The organism is Flavobacterium antarcticum DSM 19726, from assembly GCF_000419685.1.
Classification (GTDB): Bacteria; Bacteroidota; Bacteroidia; order Flavobacteriales; family Flavobacteriaceae; genus Flavobacterium; species Flavobacterium antarcticum.
On sequence record NZ_ATTM01000007.1, the window covers coordinates 55,228 to 73,110 of the forward strand.

At 34.8% G+C, this 17,883-nt stretch carries 18 protein-coding genes; 7 read left to right on the plus strand and 11 right to left on the minus strand.

The window, feature by feature from the left end:
- Nucleotides 1-65 precede the first annotated feature (65 nt).
- On the minus strand, nucleotides 66-1,052 hold the full coding sequence (locus YWA_RS0112590) for a ribonucleotide-diphosphate reductase subunit beta (RefSeq protein WP_022828868.1): 987 nt from the start codon (nucleotides 1,050-1,052) through the stop codon (nucleotides 66-68).
- Between the two features lie 256 nt (nucleotides 1,053-1,308).
- On the minus strand, nucleotides 1,309-1,890 hold the full coding sequence (locus tag YWA_RS0112595) for a DUF3109 family protein (RefSeq protein ID WP_022828869.1): 582 nt from the start codon (nucleotides 1,888-1,890) through the stop codon (nucleotides 1,309-1,311).
- 227 nt (nucleotides 1,891-2,117) lie between these two features.
- Between YWA_RS0112595 and YWA_RS0112600 the strand changes: the two genes are divergently transcribed.
- From YWA_RS0112600 to YWA_RS0112610, 3 genes are read left to right on the plus strand one after another with little or no spacing between them, the layout of a single operon-like run.
- A complete protein-coding gene (locus YWA_RS0112600; protein WP_022828870.1) occupies nucleotides 2,118-2,693 on the plus strand; it encodes a MarC family protein in 576 nt (191 codons plus the stop codon).
- Between the two features lie 39 nt (nucleotides 2,694-2,732).
- Nucleotides 2,733-2,930 (plus strand): hypothetical protein, encoded by a 198-nt coding sequence (locus YWA_RS0112605; RefSeq protein WP_022828871.1) that lies wholly within the window; start codon nucleotides 2,733-2,735, stop codon nucleotides 2,928-2,930.
- 6 nt (nucleotides 2,931-2,936) lie between these two features.
- Nucleotides 2,937-3,542: an FAD-dependent oxidoreductase gene (locus YWA_RS0112610; protein WP_022828872.1), complete on the plus strand. Its 606-nt coding sequence runs from the start codon at nucleotides 2,937-2,939 to the stop codon at nucleotides 3,540-3,542.
- A gap of 112 nt (nucleotides 3,543-3,654) precedes the next feature.
- On the opposite strand, the gene YWA_RS0112615 is transcribed toward YWA_RS0112610, so the two are convergent.
- From YWA_RS0112615 to YWA_RS0112625, 3 genes are read right to left on the minus strand one after another with little or no spacing between them, the layout of a single operon-like run.
- Nucleotides 3,655-5,244, minus strand: a complete 1,590-nt coding sequence (locus YWA_RS0112615; RefSeq protein WP_022828873.1) for a S41 family peptidase — start codon at nucleotides 5,242-5,244, stop codon at nucleotides 3,655-3,657.
- Nucleotides 5,245-5,250: 6 nt separating this feature from the next.
- Nucleotides 5,251-5,682: a deoxycytidylate deaminase gene (locus tag YWA_RS0112620; RefSeq protein ID WP_022828874.1), complete on the minus strand. Its 432-nt coding sequence runs from the start codon at nucleotides 5,680-5,682 to the stop codon at nucleotides 5,251-5,253.
- Nucleotides 5,683-5,739: 57 nt separating this feature from the next.
- Nucleotides 5,740-6,333: a HupE/UreJ family protein gene (locus tag YWA_RS0112625; RefSeq protein WP_022828875.1), complete on the minus strand. Its 594-nt coding sequence runs from the start codon at nucleotides 6,331-6,333 to the stop codon at nucleotides 5,740-5,742.
- 175 nt (nucleotides 6,334-6,508) lie between these two features.
- Here YWA_RS0112625 and YWA_RS0112630 point away from each other — a divergent pair, with 175 nt between their 5' ends.
- The gene (locus YWA_RS0112630) at nucleotides 6,509-6,940 is read left to right on the plus strand and encodes a tellurite resistance TerB family protein (protein WP_022828876.1); all 432 of its coding nucleotides are present in this window, start codon (nucleotides 6,509-6,511) and stop codon (nucleotides 6,938-6,940) included.
- Nucleotides 6,941-7,044: 104 nt separating this feature from the next.
- Here the strand turns inward: YWA_RS0112630 and fbp are convergent, their stop codons facing one another.
- Nucleotides 7,045-8,064 (minus strand): class 1 fructose-bisphosphatase, encoded by a 1,020-nt coding sequence (fbp, locus tag YWA_RS0112635; protein WP_022828877.1) that lies wholly within the window; start codon nucleotides 8,062-8,064, stop codon nucleotides 7,045-7,047.
- 108 nt (nucleotides 8,065-8,172) lie between these two features.
- Here fbp and YWA_RS0112640 point away from each other — a divergent pair, with 108 nt between their 5' ends.
- The 3 genes from YWA_RS0112640 (at nucleotide 8,173) to YWA_RS0112650 (ending at nucleotide 13,470) form a co-directional block, all read left to right on the plus strand.
- On the plus strand, nucleotides 8,173-8,646 hold the full coding sequence (locus YWA_RS0112640) for a GNAT family N-acetyltransferase (RefSeq protein ID WP_022828878.1): 474 nt from the start codon (nucleotides 8,173-8,175) through the stop codon (nucleotides 8,644-8,646).
- 88 nt (nucleotides 8,647-8,734) lie between these two features.
- Nucleotides 8,735-9,997 carry an aspartate kinase gene (locus tag YWA_RS0112645; protein WP_022828879.1) on the plus strand — a complete coding sequence of 421 codons (1,263 nt, stop codon included), beginning with the start codon at nucleotides 8,735-8,737 and terminating at the stop codon, nucleotides 9,995-9,997.
- Between the two features lie 71 nt (nucleotides 9,998-10,068).
- Nucleotides 10,069-13,470: a hypothetical protein gene (locus YWA_RS0112650; protein ID WP_022828880.1), complete on the plus strand. Its 3,402-nt coding sequence runs from the start codon at nucleotides 10,069-10,071 to the stop codon at nucleotides 13,468-13,470.
- Nucleotides 13,471-13,566: 96 nt separating this feature from the next.
- Here YWA_RS0112650 and YWA_RS0112655 read toward each other — a convergent pair whose 3' ends face one another.
- The 5 genes from YWA_RS0112655 to YWA_RS0112680 all read right to left on the minus strand — a co-directional run bounded on the left by YWA_RS0112655 (nucleotide 13,567) and on the right by YWA_RS0112680 (nucleotide 17,876).
- Nucleotides 13,567-13,779 carry a hypothetical protein gene (locus YWA_RS0112655; RefSeq protein ID WP_022828881.1) on the minus strand — a complete coding sequence of 71 codons (213 nt, stop codon included), beginning with the start codon at nucleotides 13,777-13,779 and terminating at the stop codon, nucleotides 13,567-13,569.
- A 103-nt stretch (nucleotides 13,780-13,882) separates the two neighbouring features.
- Entirely contained in the window at nucleotides 13,883-15,436 is a 1,554-nt protein-coding gene (gene amaB, locus YWA_RS0112660) for an L-piperidine-6-carboxylate dehydrogenase (RefSeq protein ID WP_022828882.1), read from the minus strand.
- 135 nt (nucleotides 15,437-15,571) lie between these two features.
- The gene (locus tag YWA_RS0112670) at nucleotides 15,572-16,129 is read right to left on the minus strand and encodes a DUF3137 domain-containing protein (protein ID WP_022828884.1); all 558 of its coding nucleotides are present in this window, start codon (nucleotides 16,127-16,129) and stop codon (nucleotides 15,572-15,574) included.
- Nucleotides 16,130-16,161: 32 nt separating this feature from the next.
- The gene (locus YWA_RS0112675) at nucleotides 16,162-16,701 is read right to left on the minus strand and encodes a 3-hydroxyanthranilate 3,4-dioxygenase (protein ID WP_022828885.1); all 540 of its coding nucleotides are present in this window, start codon (nucleotides 16,699-16,701) and stop codon (nucleotides 16,162-16,164) included.
- 68 nt (nucleotides 16,702-16,769) lie between these two features.
- Nucleotides 16,770-17,876, minus strand: coding sequence for an endonuclease/exonuclease/phosphatase family protein (locus YWA_RS0112680; protein ID WP_022828886.1), 1,107 nt, complete (start codon nucleotides 17,874-17,876; stop codon nucleotides 16,770-16,772).
- Nucleotides 17,877-17,883 lie beyond the last annotated feature (7 nt).

Here is a 17,883-nt window from a genome sequence, read left to right on the forward strand (position 1 = left end):
ATCATCTGCGTTCAATTTACAATCACGCTCAGACATACAACTTACAACCTAGAACCTACAACTTCTTAAAAATCCGCGTCAAAACTAATTTTCTGTGCATCAGATGTTCCAGTTCCGCTGTTCATTACTCCAGCTTTCTGATATTCCGCTACTTTTTTCTCAAAGAAGTTTGTTTTCCCCTGTAAAGAAATCATGTCCATAAAGTCGAATGGATTTGGCGTGTTGTATTCACGGTCACAACCTAATTCAACTAAAAGTCTATCCGTTACAAACTCTAAATATTGCGTCATCAAATTAGCATTCATACCAATCAAACTTACAGGAAGCGATTCAGTAATAAATTCTCTTTCGATGTTTAAAGCATCAATAATAATCGTTCTAATTCTATCTTTTGGAACTTTGTTAATCAAATGATGTTGGTGCAAATGCACTGCAAAATCACAGTGCACACCTTCGTCGCGCGAAATCAATTCGTTTGAGAACGTCAATCCTGGCATCAATCCACGTTTCTTCAACCAGAAAATGGAGCAGAACGCACCTGAGAAGAAAATCCCTTCTACGGCTGCAAAAGCAATCAATCGTTCAGCAAAAGAATCCGAATCAATCCATTGAATAGCCCAATCTGCTTTCTTCTTGATTGCAGGAAAAACTTCTAATGCATTAAATAAATCTGCTTTCTCAGCTTCGTCTTTCACGTAAGTATCAATCAACAACGAATAGGTTTCGCTGTGAATGTTTTCCATCATGATTTGGAAACCATAAAAGAATTTAGCTTCCGCATATTGCACTTCGTTTACGAAGTTTTCAGCAAGGTTTTCGTTTACAATTCCGTCTGAAGCTGCAAAAAATGCTAAAATGTGTTTGATGAAATATCTTTCGTCGTTATTCAACTTATTATTCCAGTCGTTTAAATCTTGCGATAAATCAATTTCTTCTGCCGTCCAGAAACTCGCCTCCATTTTCTTATACCATTCCCAAATATCATGGTGTTTGATAGGGAAAATGACAAATCGATTTTTATTTTCTTGCAAAATTGGTTCTACTACTGACATATCCAACTGACTTTTATAAGGTTAAAAAATAACACCGTTTGCGATTGGTGTTCTACAAAGATTGCGATTTATTCGGGGAATAAAAAGCCAAACTTATCCACAATTTCTGATAGTTTTAAACAATGCAGGAACGACAAGGCTTAACGGGTTTTTAATTTTTAAACAATTGAATAGCAATATGTTAAAAACAAACTCAGCAAAGCAGTCGTCTTAAAATATAAGACAATTTAAGGTAATAAAAAAGTTAAAAATAAATTTATTTTGGAGATTTCTCTTTCTTTAAATCAGCAGCTACCTTTTCTAATTCAGCGTACCAATCTTCGCCAAATTTCCGAATCAAAGCTTCCTTAACGAATTTGTAAACCGGAACTACTAGTTCAGCTCCTAAACTACAAGCTGGATCACAAATATCCCACTTGTCGTAATTTACAGCGGCAAATTCTGAAAAATCTTTCACCCGAATTGGGTATAAATGACAGGAAACCGGTTTTTTCCAGTCTACTTCTCCCTGATTGTAAGCTTGCTCAATTCCACAAAGCGCGGTTTTGCCGTCAAAAATAACGTAAGCACAATCTTTACCGTCAATCAACGGCGTTTCTAAAGTTCCATCCGTACCCACAACCCAAGTTCCTTGCGCTTCAATTGCAGCAATTCCCTCCTTGCGTAAAAAAGGTTTTACTTTTGGATAAATCGATTCCATGATTTTTGTTTCCTCTTCGGTCAAAGGAGCTCCCGCATCGCCATCGACACAACAAGCACCTTTACACGCTGAAAGGTTGCACACAAAATCTTTCTCTAAAATGTCTTCCGACACGATGGTTTTTCCTAGTTGAAACATTTGGCAAAGATACACTTTGGATTTAAGATTGAAAGACAAAAAGATTGAAAGATTGAAAGAGGGAAGGACGAACTTTTAAGCAACATATAACCACAGCTAAATTACGAATAGAATTTGGCTTCTAAAAAAATTCGCAAATCACTGATTTTCAGCACTAAAAATTAACGCAAAATTAGCGTTCAACAGAAATATTTAAAATACTTTTGCACCCACAAAAATGAGCTGTTATGAATTTAGATTTTAGAGAGATTATCACTGTTGCAATGGTCCTTTTCGCCGTAATTGATATCATCGGAAGTATTCCTATTATTATAGATTTGCGCACTAAATTTGGACATGTAGAATCTGGAAAAGCGTCTATTGTTGCCGGAGCTATTATGATTACATTTCTATTTGTGGGAGAACAAATTTTGAGTCTTATAGGAATTGACGTCAATTCATTTGCCGTTGCCGGTGCTTTTGTACTGTTTTTCTTAGCATTAGAAATGATTCTAGGAATTAGACTCTACAAAGACGAAGAAGCCAATTCAGCTTCTATTGTACCACTCGCTTTTCCATTAATTGCAGGTGCAGGAACAATGACAACACTGCTTTCTTTGCGAGCTCAATACCAAGCTATTAATATTATCATTGCAATTGTTCTTAATATTATTTTGGTATATTTAGTACTAAAAGCATCTAAAAAGATTGAGAAGAAATTAGGTGCCAATGGCCTGAGTGTGATCCGAAAAATATTTGGTGTAATTTTACTTGCCATCGCTGTTAAATTATTTGCAAGTAATGTTAAAGCCTTGTTTATATAGGTTTATTTTTTTTACTTTCACACCCGTAAACTACTTCACATGAAAATTTTTACTACTATATTAATTGTTTGTGCCTTCGCTTTAATTATTTTTAATATTACTTTACTTGATTTTAATAATATTTTTAAAGGCGATAGTCTTGTAGGATTAATCGGAATTACAGCTTCTATTTGTGCAGTTTTGATTTTGCTAATCTTCAGAATGTCAAAAGCAATTCAAGACAAAACTCAAAACTAAAATTCCATGTTTGATGTTCTAATTATTGGAGGTGGCGTTTCCGGTATTTCGTGTGCTTTAATATTAGGTTCCGCGAAAAAGAAGCCTTTTGTTGCAGATAAAAAAATTGGCATCTTCACGCATCAGAAATCATCTAATCTCCAAGAAGCTTTATTCAATAACGCTTACGGAATTCCTGCAGGAACTTTAGGGTCGGATTTATTACCACAAAGCACCCAACAATTACAAGATCAATATCCGCATATTTCTCAAATTGAAAATGAAAAAGTTATTCGGATTGAAGGCTTCGCTGGTAATTTTACGGTTGTAACCAATAAAAATTCCTATTTGACCAAAGCCATCGTTGTCGCTGTTAATTCTTCTCAAACTTTTGCCATCGAAGGATTAATGCATTACGTTATTCCACATAAAAAATCGATTCCGGAGAAAAACAGATTTCAATTAGAAAACACCGATCACTTGGTTGCCGAAGGAATTTATGTTGCAGGAACATTAGCGGGATGGAGAAGCCAACTTGCCATTGCAGCGGGAAGTGGCGCTTCTGTGGCAACGGATATCCTCACACTTTGGAATGATGGAAATCAAACACACGCTCATGATAGCATTCGCTAAGTTGTAGTTTTACAAAACGGTTTCAAATTACAAAATCATTTTACTTTAGCAAAAGTTCCTTTCCTAAAGAGATTCGATTCAAAATTTTCATTAGATAAGGATCTAAAATCATTTACTTTTCTTCTTTCAAAACCTCCTTAACCATCGCATCGTAAGGCAAAAGTACTTCAAAGTAGTATTTTGAACCGTACAATTGTTGCGCAAATTCTGCTGCAATGTAACGTTGAATAAGTTGTTTATTCTGGTTAAATTTTTCAGACAATCCTAAATCGCCAAAATCGCTTTGAGAAAAATGTTTTTTGAATGCATTGAAATTGGTTTCAGAATATAAATTTTTTGCGGTAAATTCTTTAAAAGTCATACCGCTGTACTGTTTTCTGTTTTTATCCAATTGTTCAAAAACAAAATTCCCCACATAAGGTGACTGCATAAAATAAGCAATACCTTCGTCGCCATGTTCTACCTGCAAGGGTATAAATACATCAGGAACAATTCCACCACCGCCGTAAACAATTTTGCCTTTTGGCGTTTTAAACTGAATCGTATCCGCGATTTTAATGCTGTCTTTTGAATACAATTCGCCGTTTTCAAAGCGATGTCCAAATTCTTTATTGTAATCTTCACTTCCATTTTTATACGACTTTTGAATGGAGCGACCCGTTGGCGTATAATACCGAGCAATCGTCAAGCGAACTGCAGAACCATCGCCAAAATTCATCTCTCGTTGCACCAAGCCTTTTCCAAAAGAACGACGTCCCATAATAATTCCACGGTCGTTGTCTTGAATCGCACCGGCTAAAATTTCACTCGCAGAAGCTGAATTCTCATTAATCAACACAATTAATTTCCCTTTTTCAAAATCACCTTTGGCAGTTGCAAATGTTTTATCAACACGGCCTTTTCTGTTTTTAGTGAAGACAATTAGTTCGCCTTTGGGCAAAAATTCGTCGGCAATTTCAACTGCTTTTTCTAAATAGCCACCACCATTGTTGCGTAAATCCACGATGATCGTTTGTGCATTTTGCTTTTTCAACAATTGCAATTCCTTGTGAAATTCGTCGTACGTGGTTTCAGAAAAACGGTTGATTTTTATGTATCCCACTTTTTTGTCGACCATTAAACCAACGTCAACACTTTTTATAGGCACGACATCGCGAGTCACGGTAACATTAAGTTTTTTATTTGAAATTTTCCTAAAAATTGTCAATTCTACTTCCGATCCAATATCTCCTTTTAGTTTTGCAAACAAACTGTCTGTTGGTAATTTTCGGCCGAATAATTTGGTTTTATCGGCAAATAAAATCTTATCACCTGACTTTAATCCGGCTCGTTCCGAAGGACCATTTTCAACAACATTCACAACCGACAAGGTGTCTTTGTGCATGTAAAAATTAATTCCTATTCCTACGAAATCGCCTTTCATACTTTGCGTTACGCCTTCTAACTCCTCTTTTGCAATGTAAACAGAATGGGGATCAAGTTGTTCTAAAATATCATTAACCGCTAAATCCACGATCGAATCCGTATTGACAGCATCAACATATTCTGTGTCGATTAAGTTGATCAGTTGGTTCAGTTTGTTCGTTGGATTTTTAGCTGATGAAAAATTGGTAACAGGAAAATTTAGCATTGTTCCAAGTACAACACCAAAAGCCAAAGCGGCAAATAAATAAATAGGAACGTATTTTTGTTGTTTTTTCATTTGGATTTAATCCTCTAATTCGGGAATGTGAATCACTTCTACTCCGGCTTTGGCCAAAAATGCTAACCCTGAATCGTCGCGGTATCCTTTTAAATAAACAACGCGTTTGATTCCGGATTGATGAATTAATTTGCTGCAATCTTTACAGGGCGAAAGTGTAATGTATAAAGTAGCACCTTGACAAGACTGTGTGGAACCGGCCACTTTTAAAATTGCATTTGCTTCTGCATGCAAAACGTCCCATCGAGTGACGCCATTTTCATCTTCACAACAATTGTCAAATCCAGATGGCGTTCCGTTGTAACCGTCCGAAATGATCATTCGGTCTTTTACAATTATCGCACCCACTTTTCGACGTTCACAATAAGACAGCGAACCCCATTCTTTTGCAATCTTAAGGTAGGCTTTATCGTAACGCGTTAATTTCTCGGGATTCATCAATGGATTTTTAAAGTAAAATAGCTGTAAAAATAAGGAACAAATTTTCTATAATAATTATTTTTTCCAAATTTCACTTTCAATTAACATCGGTATAATCACACCTATAATAATTGAAGAAGCAATTAAAACCCAATTTCGTTTAGAATTTCTTACAAAAAACTGAATTAAGAATGATAAAATCAGTACTGTTCCGACCACTGCTAATTGTGCAAATTCAATTCCTAAGGCAAATTCTAATAAAGGCAAAAGCTTGTCACTTGGCGAACCTGCTAAGATGGAATTGAAATAATTAGAAAAGCCAAGCCCGTGAATAATCCCAAAAAATAAGGTGATGAAAGCGGGAACGGTTATGGTTGATTTTCCACTTCCTTTTCCGGCATTGAATAAATTGTAAACAGCGGTACATAAAATGGTTACTGGAATTAAAAATTCTACTAAATTGACATTAATTTTGACCATTTCAAAAACGGCTAATACTAACGCTAAAGTATGTCCTAATGTAAAAACCGAAACCAAAGTAAGAATCTTTTTCCAATCTTTAAAATGATACGGAATGACTAATGCGGCTAAAAAAAGAATGTGATCATAGGCTCTGAGATCTAAAACGTGCTTCCAACCTATTTGCACATACAGCATAAATTCTGACATAAAAGGAACTATTTAAAATGAAATTTGGGCAATTCAAACTTACAATTAATTTTTAAACAAGACGAAAAGGTACAGCATAAAAATAAAGAAGTTGCTTTTGTATAAAACTTTCAAAATTGAAGTCTATAAATTTCAAAATAGATATATATTTGCACAATAAATAAAAACCACCATTATGTCATTTGCAGAATTATTTGATAGCGGATTTAAGAACAGAAATAAGGGTCATTTTGCTTCTATTGTTAGAGTTGCAATGGAAAATGGACACTTGAGCGAAGAAGAGCGTTTGTTTTTAGACAAATTAGCTACGGAATTGGAAATTTCACAAGAAGAATATGCTGAAATTTTAGAAAATCCAATGAAATATCCGGTCAATCCTCCGTATTTGCACATTCACCGTTTAGAGCGTTTGTACGATTTATCGCGAATGGTTTATGCAGACCATATTTTAGGACCACGCCAAAAAGAAATTTTAGCACGTTTTGCTTTAGCACTTGGATTTACGCCAGGAAACGTGGACTATATCGTTGACAAATCATTGTCTTTATTGGTATTAAACGTCGACTTAGATACGTTTTTATTCGAAATGCAAAACATGAATAGATAAGAACATCTGTTTTAGATCATAAAAAAACCCATTTAAAATTAAATTTAAATGGGTTTTTTGCATCTATTTTCTATGCTCTTTGTACTCTACTTTTTACGCTTTCTCTAATATTTGCTCAACGTCGCTTTGTGCATAAATTCTTCCGCTTTTTCTACCATATTATAGCTTCCGCAGAAAAACGGCACACGTTGATGTAATTCTGTTGGCACAATTTCCATAATTCTATTTAAACCATCTGATGCTTTCCCTCCGGCTTGTTCCGCAATAAAAGCCATTGGATTACATTCATAAAGCAATCTTAACTTTCCTTTTGGTGCTTTTGAACTTGTTGGATAAATATAAATTCCACCTTTAATCATATTTCTGTGAATATCGGAAACTAAACTTCCAATGTAACGCGAAGTATAAGGTCGGTCTTCTTCTTCCGTCTGGCAATATTTGATGTAATCTTTTACTCCTTGTGGAAAATGCGTGTAATTTCCTTCATTTACACTGTAAATATTTCCATCTCTTTTGAATGTCATGTTTGGATGTGAAAGGTAAAAAGTTCCAATCGCAGGATTCAAAGTAAAACCATTAACGCCATGACCCGTTGTATAAACAATCATCGTAGACGTTCCGTAAATTACGTAACCAGCGGCAACTTGATTGATTCCAGGTTGTAAGAAATCTTCAAGCGTAACCGGCGACCCAATTGGCGTTACCCTTCTATAAACCGAAAAAATAGTTCCTACAGAAACATTCACATCAATATTTGAAGACCCATCTAACGGATCCATCAAAACCACATATTTGTTATTATGACTGTTGTCGCTTCCTTGAACGGTGATAAAATCATCGTTTTCTTCAGAAGCAATTCCGCATACAATTTCTCTGTTGATTAAATTTTGAATAAAAACCTCATTGGCGTATACATCCAGTTTTTGCTGGTCTTCACCTTGAATATTTTGTTCACCAGCGGCTCCAATAATGTCTACAAGTCCGGCTTTATTTACTTTATAATTTACGACTTTTGCCGCTAATCGAATCGAGTTGATGATTCGAGATAATTCTCCAGAAGAGTATTTAAAATCAGTTTGTTTTTCAATAATAAATTCCCCTAAAGTCTGGTTGCGTTTTTCCATGTCGAAATCGTTGTAGTTATATCTTGCAAATATCGTTTATTTTGTGAAAATTGAAGACTTTTTATTGGATAGTTTATCCGATTCGTATATTTGTGAAAACTTTAAAAAATGAACATCAGAAAAGGAAGAATTGAAGATATGCCTCGCGTTTTAGAATTAATTCAGGAATTAGCCGTTTTTGAAAAACAACCTGATGCCGTTCAAGTTACGGTTTCGGATTTAGAACGTGATGGATTTGGTTTACATCCTTTGTTCCAAATTTTAGTAGCAGAAGTAGACGGCGAAATCCCAGGAATTGCTTTATTTTACAATCGGTTTTCAACGTGGAAAGGGAAAACGATTCACTTGGAAGATTTGATCGTTTCTGAACAATCTCGAGGTTCTGGAATCGGAATGCAATTGTACCAAGCCGTGATGGAAGAAGCCAAAAAGCAAAATGTCCGTCGTGTAGAATGGAACGTTTTAGACTGGAACACGCCCGCCATTTCTTTTTACGAAAAAACTGGCGCTGTTGTCTTTAAAGATTGGCTTGTCGCACAAATGGACGAAAAAGGATTGAGTGCATTTTTAGAAAGAAAATAATTTAGAGGATTTTACACAGATTTTACCAATTATCGCAGATTTTCAATAAATTATTTGTTTTAATTCAGGTCAAAAAACAGTACTAATAATGAGGGTATTTAAGTTTGGTGGTGCTTCAATAAAAGATGCAAATGGCGTTCGAAATGTATACGACGTATTACAGAAAGTAGGTTACGACGACGTTTTGATCATCGTTTCCGCTATGGGAAAAACGACGAACGCGATTGAAGTTGTCATAAAAGATTACTTTGATCAAGCAAAATCGCTTCAAGCTTCCGTTCAAGAAGTCAAAAAATACCATTATGAAATCATTATGGATTTATTTGACACAGAAAACCATCCCGTTTTCAAACAGGTCAACCATTTATTTGGAGAATTAGATCATTTTTTGAATCACAATAAATCGCCCAATTATAGTTTTGTCTACGACCAAATGGTAAGTTATGGCGAATTGCTTTCGAGCACTATTTTGAGTCATTATTTCACAAGTCAAAACATTCAAAACAATTGGATTGACGTCCGAAATTTCATTAAAACCGACAGCAATTACCGTGATGCTAGTGTAAATTGGGAAGTAACTCAAAAAAACATCTCAAATGGCATTCAGAAAAAGGTGTTGAATATCACACAAGGATTTATTGGATCGGACGAAAATAATTTTACCACCACTTTAGGACGAGAAGGTTCAGATTATTCGGCAGCGATTTTTGCCTATTGTTTGAATGCAGAAAGCGTGACGATTTGGAAAGATGTTCCAGGAGTAATGAATGCCGATCCGAGGTATTTTGAAAATGCAACTTTACTGAATCATATTTCATACAGAGAAGCAATTGAGTTGGCTTTTTATGGCGCGACTGTTATTCACCCAAAAACTTTGCAACCTTTGCAAAGAAAGGAAATTCCACTTTTGGTAAAATCGTTTATCAATCCTGTTTTACCTGGTACGACCGTTTCAAAAGGAGCCGATTTAGAACCGCTACTTCCCTGTTTTATTGTAAAAAGAGATCAATTATTATTATCTCTTTCGTCCATCGATTTTTCTTTTATCATGGAAGAAAACATCAGCGAGATTTTTAAATTACTGCATGAATTTAAAATGAAAGTCAGTTTGATTCAAAATTCGGCCATCAGTTTTTCAGTTTGTATTGAAGATAAATACGGGAATTTTGATGCTTTGAAAGCAATTTTGTCTAAGAAATTTAAAGTTTCTTACAATGAGAATGTATCGTTATATACGATTCGGCATTTTGATGAAAAAGCAAAAACTGAAATTGAAAAAAACAAATCGGTTTTGTTGAAACAAATAAGTAGGGAAACACTTCAATTGGTTACGAAAGAAATGAATTCATAAATGCAACTTTCGTCCAATGCGGTAATCTAATCAAAACACACTACTTTTGAAGTCTTGGCGTTATACATTCTATGATCAAAAAAGTTTTTATTTGTTTGCTACTGATTTGTTTTTCAGGACTTCGTGCCCAAGAAATTCAGTCGCTGTATAAAACAAAGAAAACAACCGTTTCGCGCGACACCATTTATATCGATTCTGTCAGCATAAACCCTACTTTTTTTAAAATTTTGGACAGAAACAAGCAAGTTATTGATACCAGTTTCTACAAAATTAATTTTCAAAAATCCACATTAGTTTTCAATTCAAATTACATTTCAACAGATACTTTGACGATTCGTTATTTTGAATTGCCTAAATTTTTAACCCAAGAATACAGTATTTACGATAAAAAGCGAGTCGTTTCTAATGAAAATGGATCACTTTTTAAAGTGGATCAGGAAGACAAAAATAAGTTTGTTCCTTTTGACGGTTTGTCCACTTCTGGAAGTATCACACGTGGAATAACCGTTGGAAATAATCAAAACGCGGTTGTCAATTCAAGTTTAGATTTGCAAATTACAGGAAAGATTTCCGACAAAGTCAGTCTTCGGGCTTCCATTCAAGACACTAATATTCCGTTGCAAGAAGGAGGTTATTCGCAAAAATTAGATGAATTTGACCAAATATTTATTGAGCTTTTCGCCAAAAACTGGAGTGTTCGAGCTGGCGATTTATTCCTAGAAAACCGAACCTCTAAATTTTTAAATTTCAATAAGAAAGTTCAGGGAATTTCGACAAATTTTCAATTTGGAACTGAAGACTCTAAAACCAATATTTTTGCCGCAGCTGCTTTGGTTCGTGGTCAATATACCAAAAGTGTTTTTGTGGGTCAAGAAGGAAATCAAGGTCCTTACAAACTTCGAGGACCGAATAACGAATTGTATGTTTTAGTGATTTCAGGTTCTGAAAATGTTTACGTGAACGGTGTTTTGCTCAAACGAGGCGAAAGCAATGATTATACCATCGATTACAATGCGGGAGAAGTGACTTTTACTTCGCTTTTTCCGATTACTTCTGAAATGAGAATTAACATTGAATACCAATATTCAGATCGAAATTACACCCGATTCGTTACGTATGCAGGTGCAAACCATGAAACGGAGAAATGGAGTATTGGCGGTTATTTGTATTCTGAAAATGATGTGAAAAACCAACCGTTACAACAAAACCTTTCGGCGGAACAAGCACAAATTTTAGTCGGTGCTGGTGACAATCCGGATTTGATGACTGCTCCTTCGGCTTACATAGATTCCTATTCTGAAAATAAAATTTTGTATAAAAAATCAATTTTAAATGGCGTTGAAATTTTTGTGTTTTCAAACAACAAGGAAGACGAGTTGTACAATGTCAAATTCAGTTTGCTACCCGAAAATGAAGGAAATTACATTTTAACGAATGCTTCTGCTGTTGGAAAAATTTACGAATATGTCGCACCCATAAATGGAATTAAGCAAGGAAATTACGAACCGATTATTCGTTTAGTTTCGCCAACAAAAATTCAAATTGCAACTGTGATGGGAAAATTTAATCCTTCTGAAAAAACGAATGTCGACTTTGAAATAGGTTTAAGCAATAATGATTTAAATTTATTTTCTGGAAAAGATGATGGCGACAATCAAGGACTTGCAGGAAAAATCAACTTCAAACAACGCTTATTTTCAAAAAAGTGGAATGTAGATTTCTTCTCGAATTATCAATTTATACAGAAAGAATTTAGAACGATTGAACGCCTTTTTACAATTGAATTTGACCGAGATTGGAACTTAACGAATCCGATTGGGAATCAAAGTTTGCTGATTTCTGGACTTACTTTTCAATTGCCTGAAAAAGGAATTTTCACGTACCAATTTGAAAATCTAAATTTCAGCGAATCATTTTCTGGAAACCGACATGTTGTGGATGCTTTTTTCAATCTTAAAAATTGGAGCATTCAAAACAATGGAAGCTATCTCAAAAGTGATGGAACACTTTCTTCCTCTGAATTTTTAAGAAACAGCACCAAGGTAAAATACAATTGGGACAAAAACTGGATTGGAAGCTCGCTTCGGATCGAAAACAATCAGGAAAAATTAAAATCAACGAATTTACTTTCGGCTTTAAGCCAAAGATTTACAGAATATGGAGCATTTATAGGTCGAGGCGATTCGACGAAAGTCTATGCTGAAATTGGATACCGAAACCGCGTGAACGATAGTCTGCAAAATGGTCTTTTACAAAAGGTAAATACGTCTCATTCCTATTATTTAAAATCCAAATTAATTCAGAACGAAAAAACAGATTTAGCTGTTTACGTCAATTATAGAACTTTGTTTTTTGAAGATAAATCTAGAGAAACAGAACCTTCTCTAAATTCACGTGTTCTGTATAATACCCGTTTCTTTGATCAACTTATCCAACTTTCCACAGCTTATGAAAACACGTCGGGAACGATCGCGCAACAAGAATTTACGTATCTCGAAGTTGAACCGGGACAAGGTGTTTATACTTGGAACGACTATAATCAGAATGGAATTCAGGAATTAGAAGAGTTTGAAGTAGCTCCTTTTCCGGACCAAGCGAAATATCTTCGGGTATTTTTACCGAATCAAGTTTTCGCTCGAACGCATCAAAACAAATTTTCGCAATCCGTGACTTTAAATCCGATCCAGTGGCAAAATGAATCCGGTTTTAAAAAATTATTATCTTATTTCTATAATCAAACTTCGTACTTAACGGAACGAAAAATTGCACGAAACGGAAGTAATTTTGACTTAAATCCATTTTCCAATAGTGACCAAGATCTATTGGGACTGAATACTAATTTTAGAAACAGTTTGTTTTACAATCGCGGAAAGCAAAAGCATTCCTTTACTTATACTTATTTAAACAGTCGAACAAAAAACCTATTATCTGTTGGTTCTCAAGAGAATAAAAACAATTCACATCAGTTGCAGTATTTACATTTATATGCTAAAAGTTGGCTTTTAAGTGTATCAGGAAAAACCATATCTACTTCTTTAGAATCTGAAAATTATGCTTCGAAGAATTATAAAATTGATGGGTTCCAAATTGCTCCTAAATTGACCTATTTATTTTCTAAAAGCACGAGTTGGGATATTTTCTATGAATACCAAAAGAAAGACAATACCATTGGAACAGCCGCGTTTCTGCAACAAAACCGTTTTGGAAGTTCATTTACTTATTCTGGAAAAAAGCAATTTACGATGAATGGTGAAGTTTCTTTATTTCAAAATAAATTTAAAGGCAGTGAATTATCCCCAGTTGCTTATCAAATGCTAGAAGGTTTGCAAGTGGGAGAGAATTTGACGTGGCGATTGCTCGTTCAAAAGAATTTGACGCAGTTTCTAGACATAAATTTGAATTATCAAGGAAGAAAGAGCGAAACAAGTAAGGTGATTCATACTGGAAGTGTTCAATTGAGAGCTTATTTTTGATGTGTTGTCCGATGAAGTGAACTTAAAGTCCGTTGAAGTACCTTAACTGTTACAAAATCAACAATAAAGAGATATAATTTTTTTCTGATGAAAATTTTATATATTTTTACCAACTATGAAATTGAATTTTAAACGACTTATTTTTTTAATAGCGATTGCTACTTTTAATTTAAACGCTGCATTCGCCGTTGACTCAACTATAAATCCTCCGCCACCTAATGGACCAGGTGCTCCTGGTGGTGGCCCAGATACTCCACCTGGCTTGCCATTGGACTCAAATGTTCTTATATTCTTAAGCTTAGCAATCATTCTAGGATTCTATCTTATTTCAAAACGAAAAAAAACCATTAAGACATAAAAAAAGACTTACCCAAATGGATAAGTCTTTTTAATTTTATAGAAATTTCAAATTTTACAAGTCAAATTTTATTCCTTGTGCCAAAGGCAATTCATCTGAGTAGTTAACTGTATTTGTTTGTCTTCTCATATATACTTTCCAAGCATCAGAGCCAGATTCACGTCCACCACCTGTTTCTTTTTCACCACCAAAAGCACCACCAATTTCAGCACCAGAAGTTCCGATATTTACGTTAGCGATTCCACAATCTGAACCTGAGAAAGACAAGAATTTTTCTGCTTCTTTCAAGTTATTGGTCATAATTGCAGAGGATAAACCTTGTGCAACGCCATTTTGCAAATCAATTGCGTTCTCCACTTCACCACTGTATTTCATTAAATATAAAATAGGTGCAAAAGTTTCGTGTTGCACAATTGCGAAATGATTTTCAGCTTCAATAATTGCTGGTTTTACGTAACAACCACTTTCGAAACCTTCGCCAGAAAGTACGCCACCTTGCACTAACATTTTTCCGCCTTCCGCTTTTGCTTTTTCAATAGCAGCTAAATAAGTGTTTACAGAATCTTTGTCAATTAATGGTCCAATGTGATTTTTCTGATCTAAAGGATTTCCAATAGTCAATTGTCCGTAAGCGCCAACGATTGCATCTCTCACTTTATCGTAAACGGATTCGTGAATGATCAAACGTCTTGTAGAAGTACATCTTTGTCCAGCCGTTCCAACAGCACCAAAAACAGCACCTGGAACAACTACTTTTAAATCTGCAGTTGGCGTAATGATAATTGCGTTGTTTCCACCTAACTCTAATAATGATTTTCCGAAACGCTCTGCTACTGTAACTCCTACAATTCTACCCATTCTAGTAGAACCTGTAGCAGAAATTAAAGGAATTCGAGTGTCTTTAGTCATCATTTCTCCTACTTTATAATCACCGTTGATGATTGAAGAAATTCCTTCTGGTAAGTTATTTTCTTTTAAGATTCCCGCAATAATATTTTGACAAGCTACTGAACACAACGGTGCTTTTTCTGAAGCTTTCCAAACACAAACATCACCGCAAATCCATGCTAGTGTAGTATTCCAAGCCCAAACTGCCACTGGAAAGTTGAATGCAGAGATAATTCCTACCACTCCAAGCGAATGCCATTGTTCACGCATTACGTGACCTGGACGTTCTGATGGAATTGTTTGCCCGTTCAATTGACGAGATAATCCCACTGCGAAATCACAGATGTCAATCATTTCCTGTACTTCTCCGTAACCTTCTTGCAAAGATTTACCCATTTCATAAGAAACTAATTTTCCTAATGGTTCCTTTAATTCTCTTAATTTGTTTCCAAACTGACGTACAATTTCCCCTCTTTGTGGAGCTGGCATTGTTCTAAATGTTTTGAACGCTGATGTTGCCGCTTGCATTACTTTTTCGTAATCTGCAGCCGTAGTTGTTTTTACTTTTCCAATTAATTGACCGTCAACTGGAGAATAACTTTCAATCATTTCTCCGTTTGAAAACCATTCGTTTCCTGTTGATGTTCCTTGATTTTCAGCATTAATGCCTAATTTTTCTAAGGCTTCTTTCATGCCAAATTGATTTGCAATTGTTGTCATTTATAACGTATTTTCTGAAATTTGTACTATTTTATGCGAAGTTAGCGATTCTGATAGATATTCGCCAACATAAATATGTTTTTGGCAAAAGAGTTAACTGTAATTTATTTGATCTATTACAAAAGAAAAAGAAAGCTAAGGATTTTGGAACTGAATGACTTTCAAATCTATAAAAGTATCTGCTAGCGCTTTAAATAGTTTTAATAACTCCTTTAATCTCTCAATGTCTCTAATTTCGCCATCATCGTAAAAAGAGAGCTCATAATGATTTATGGGCAAATCCGCTTCCCATATTCCCTTTTTGATCGAAACTAAAATATGCAATTTTTTCTCTTTTTCAATCAAGCTTCTAATTGTTGAATTTTGAAGTATAGTTATCGCTTTTTGCCCATCGTTACTTTTGACAACAAACTTTTTATCAAAATCAGCTGTACCAATTTTAATATCTTGACTGCCAAAAAGTTTTTTTAATTTGTCGGCAAGATTGTTTTGAGTAATATCGAATGTGAAATTTTGAGTTGAATAATAAGGAAGTACTATTCTCGTCATATTCTTACTAAACTTTCCTGACCATAATCGATAATTATCAAAAATGATCTTTACCCCTTTATAATCTACTTCTGTTTTTGCAGAATGCCATGTGAACGCTTTTACAAACGTACCTTCTACTTCTTTTGAAAAGTTTTCCCACATACGACCTTACAAATTACCATTCACAAAAAAATTTATTTCTTATCTGAAAACTTAGGATCAGCTTCCATCACCGTTCCACAATTATCGCAAGTTCGTAATTCTTCTGAATTATAGAAATGTTTAAAGTGAGGCAAGAAATCTTCTTCAATGTCTTTCAATTCAAAATAGACTTCATATAATTTATGGTTGCAATTTTCGCAGAACCAAAGTAAGCCGTCTTTTAAGTTTTGACCTTCGCGTTTCTTTTCAATTACCAAACCAATTGAATTTTCAGTTCGTGCAGGAGAATGAGGCGTTTTTGCGGGATGCAAATACATATCACCGGCATTTAATTGCATAGCGACTTTCTTGCCTTCGTCTTGAACGTAAATAGTTATGGAACCTTCTATTTGATAAAACAATTCTTCGGTTTCATTGAAATGATAATCTTTTCGTGCATTTGGACCGGCAACAATCATTACAATGTAATCCTCAGAATCAATGTAGATGTTTTTATTTCCTACAGGAGGTTTTAATAGATGACGGTTTTCGTCGATCCATTTGGTCAAGTTGAAGGGTTTTGCAATAGCCATCTTTATTTTTTTTAGCTAATTTACGAAAATAAAAAAGGTTGGCATAAACCAACCTTTTAAATCTTATCTTATTTCATTTCCTTAATCAAGTAGATATACACTGGAAAGTGATCACTAAATCCCGGTTCACTTGGAGAATTCCGCAACGGATATCCTTTATACTGTCCTGAAGTCTGAATTAGAAATTGCTTGTTATAAATTCCTGCCTTCCAATATTGCCATCCTGAAAAATCATTTCTGATGTAGGGTTCGCTAACCATCATTTGGTCAAAAATATCACCCGAGTCTCTATAAAATAAAGTAGCGTTACCATCTTTGGCCATTTGCTCAAATGGGTTATAAATTCCACCCTTTTTAACTTCTGATTTTTTTAATTTGGCCCCAATTCCTTCCTTCACACTTTTATTATATGTTCCGTCGTTTAAATCTCCCATAGTAATGATCTTCGCATTTGGGTTGATTTTGAACAACGAGTCCATAATTTTTCTGTTCAATCTTCCTGCCGCTTCACGGTACGGACTGCTTCTTTTTTCACCGCCAGAACGAGACGGCCAGTGATTTACAATGAAATGAACTTCTTCACCATCTAATAAACCAGTCACTAATAATTGATCTCGTGTATACACTCTTTTACTAGTTGCGTCGTAATTTACATTTGGTTTATCAGCATCTTCCGCATCCTTTTCCTCTTTCTTTGCAGTATCTACTTCATTACGATATATATATAAAGGTACATTTATATAACTGGTTGGTTTAAAGAATTTTTTCTGATACAAAAAACCTACATCAATTCCACGCTTGTCTGGCGACTCAAAATGTACAATTCCGTAGTCTTTTGATGCAATTTGTGGATCTTTTACTAAATCTTCTAACACTCCTTTGTTTTCAACCTCACATACTCCTAATATGGTAGGCGATTCTTTTTGTTGGTCGTTTGTCCCGATACCAACGATTACTCGTGCTAGATTATGAATTTTTTGCTTATACTTTCTTGAAGTCCATCCGTTCTGTGGCAAATATTCCTCATCATAGTTTGCTTGATTTATGGTGTCAAACAAATTTTCAACGTTATAAAACGCTACCGTATGTATCTTAAATTTTTTCTCCTGAGCTTGAGAATTTAAAATTCCCGCTGCTAGAAATAAAAATAAAAAGACTGATTTTTTAAAATTCATAGATTTG

Bases quoted from the DNA above. Each gene is read 5' to 3' on its own strand.
- YWA_RS0112590 (WP_022828868.1), bottom strand. From the start codon at position 1,052: ATGTCAGTAGTAGAACCAATTTTGCAAGAAAATAAAAATCGATTTGTC.
- YWA_RS0112595 (WP_022828869.1), bottom strand. From the start codon at position 1,890: ATGTTTCAACTAGGAAAAACCATCGTGTCGGAAGACATTTTAGAGAAA.
- YWA_RS0112600 (WP_022828870.1), top strand. From the start codon at position 2,118: ATGAATTTAGATTTTAGAGAGATTATCACTGTTGCAATGGTCCTTTTC.
- YWA_RS0112605 (WP_022828871.1), top strand. From the start codon at position 2,733: ATGAAAATTTTTACTACTATATTAATTGTTTGTGCCTTCGCTTTAATT.
- YWA_RS0112610 (WP_022828872.1), top strand. From the start codon at position 2,937: ATGTTTGATGTTCTAATTATTGGAGGTGGCGTTTCCGGTATTTCGTGT.
- YWA_RS0112615 (WP_022828873.1), bottom strand. From the start codon at position 5,244: ATGAAAAAACAACAAAAATACGTTCCTATTTATTTATTTGCCGCTTTG.
- YWA_RS0112620 (WP_022828874.1), bottom strand. From the start codon at position 5,682: ATGAATCCCGAGAAATTAACGCGTTACGATAAAGCCTACCTTAAGATT.
- YWA_RS0112625 (WP_022828875.1), bottom strand. From the start codon at position 6,333: ATGTCAGAATTTATGCTGTATGTGCAAATAGGTTGGAAGCACGTTTTA.
- YWA_RS0112630 (WP_022828876.1), top strand. From the start codon at position 6,509: ATGTCATTTGCAGAATTATTTGATAGCGGATTTAAGAACAGAAATAAG.
- fbp (WP_022828877.1), bottom strand. From the start codon at position 8,064: ATGGAAAAACGCAACCAGACTTTAGGGGAATTTATTATTGAAAAACAA.
- YWA_RS0112640 (WP_022828878.1), top strand. From the start codon at position 8,173: ATGAACATCAGAAAAGGAAGAATTGAAGATATGCCTCGCGTTTTAGAA.
- YWA_RS0112645 (WP_022828879.1), top strand. From the start codon at position 8,735: ATGAGGGTATTTAAGTTTGGTGGTGCTTCAATAAAAGATGCAAATGGC.
- YWA_RS0112650 (WP_022828880.1), top strand. From the start codon at position 10,069: ATGATCAAAAAAGTTTTTATTTGTTTGCTACTGATTTGTTTTTCAGGA.
- YWA_RS0112655 (WP_022828881.1), bottom strand. From the start codon at position 13,779: ATGATTGCTAAGCTTAAGAATATAAGAACATTTGAGTCCAATGGCAAG.
- amaB (WP_022828882.1), bottom strand. From the start codon at position 15,436: ATGACAACAATTGCAAATCAATTTGGCATGAAAGAAGCCTTAGAAAAA.
- YWA_RS0112670 (WP_022828884.1), bottom strand. From the start codon at position 16,129: ATGTGGGAAAACTTTTCAAAAGAAGTAGAAGGTACGTTTGTAAAAGCG.
- YWA_RS0112675 (WP_022828885.1), bottom strand. From the start codon at position 16,701: ATGGCTATTGCAAAACCCTTCAACTTGACCAAATGGATCGACGAAAAC.
- YWA_RS0112680 (WP_022828886.1), bottom strand. From the start codon at position 17,876: ATGAATTTTAAAAAATCAGTCTTTTTATTTTTATTTCTAGCAGCGGGA.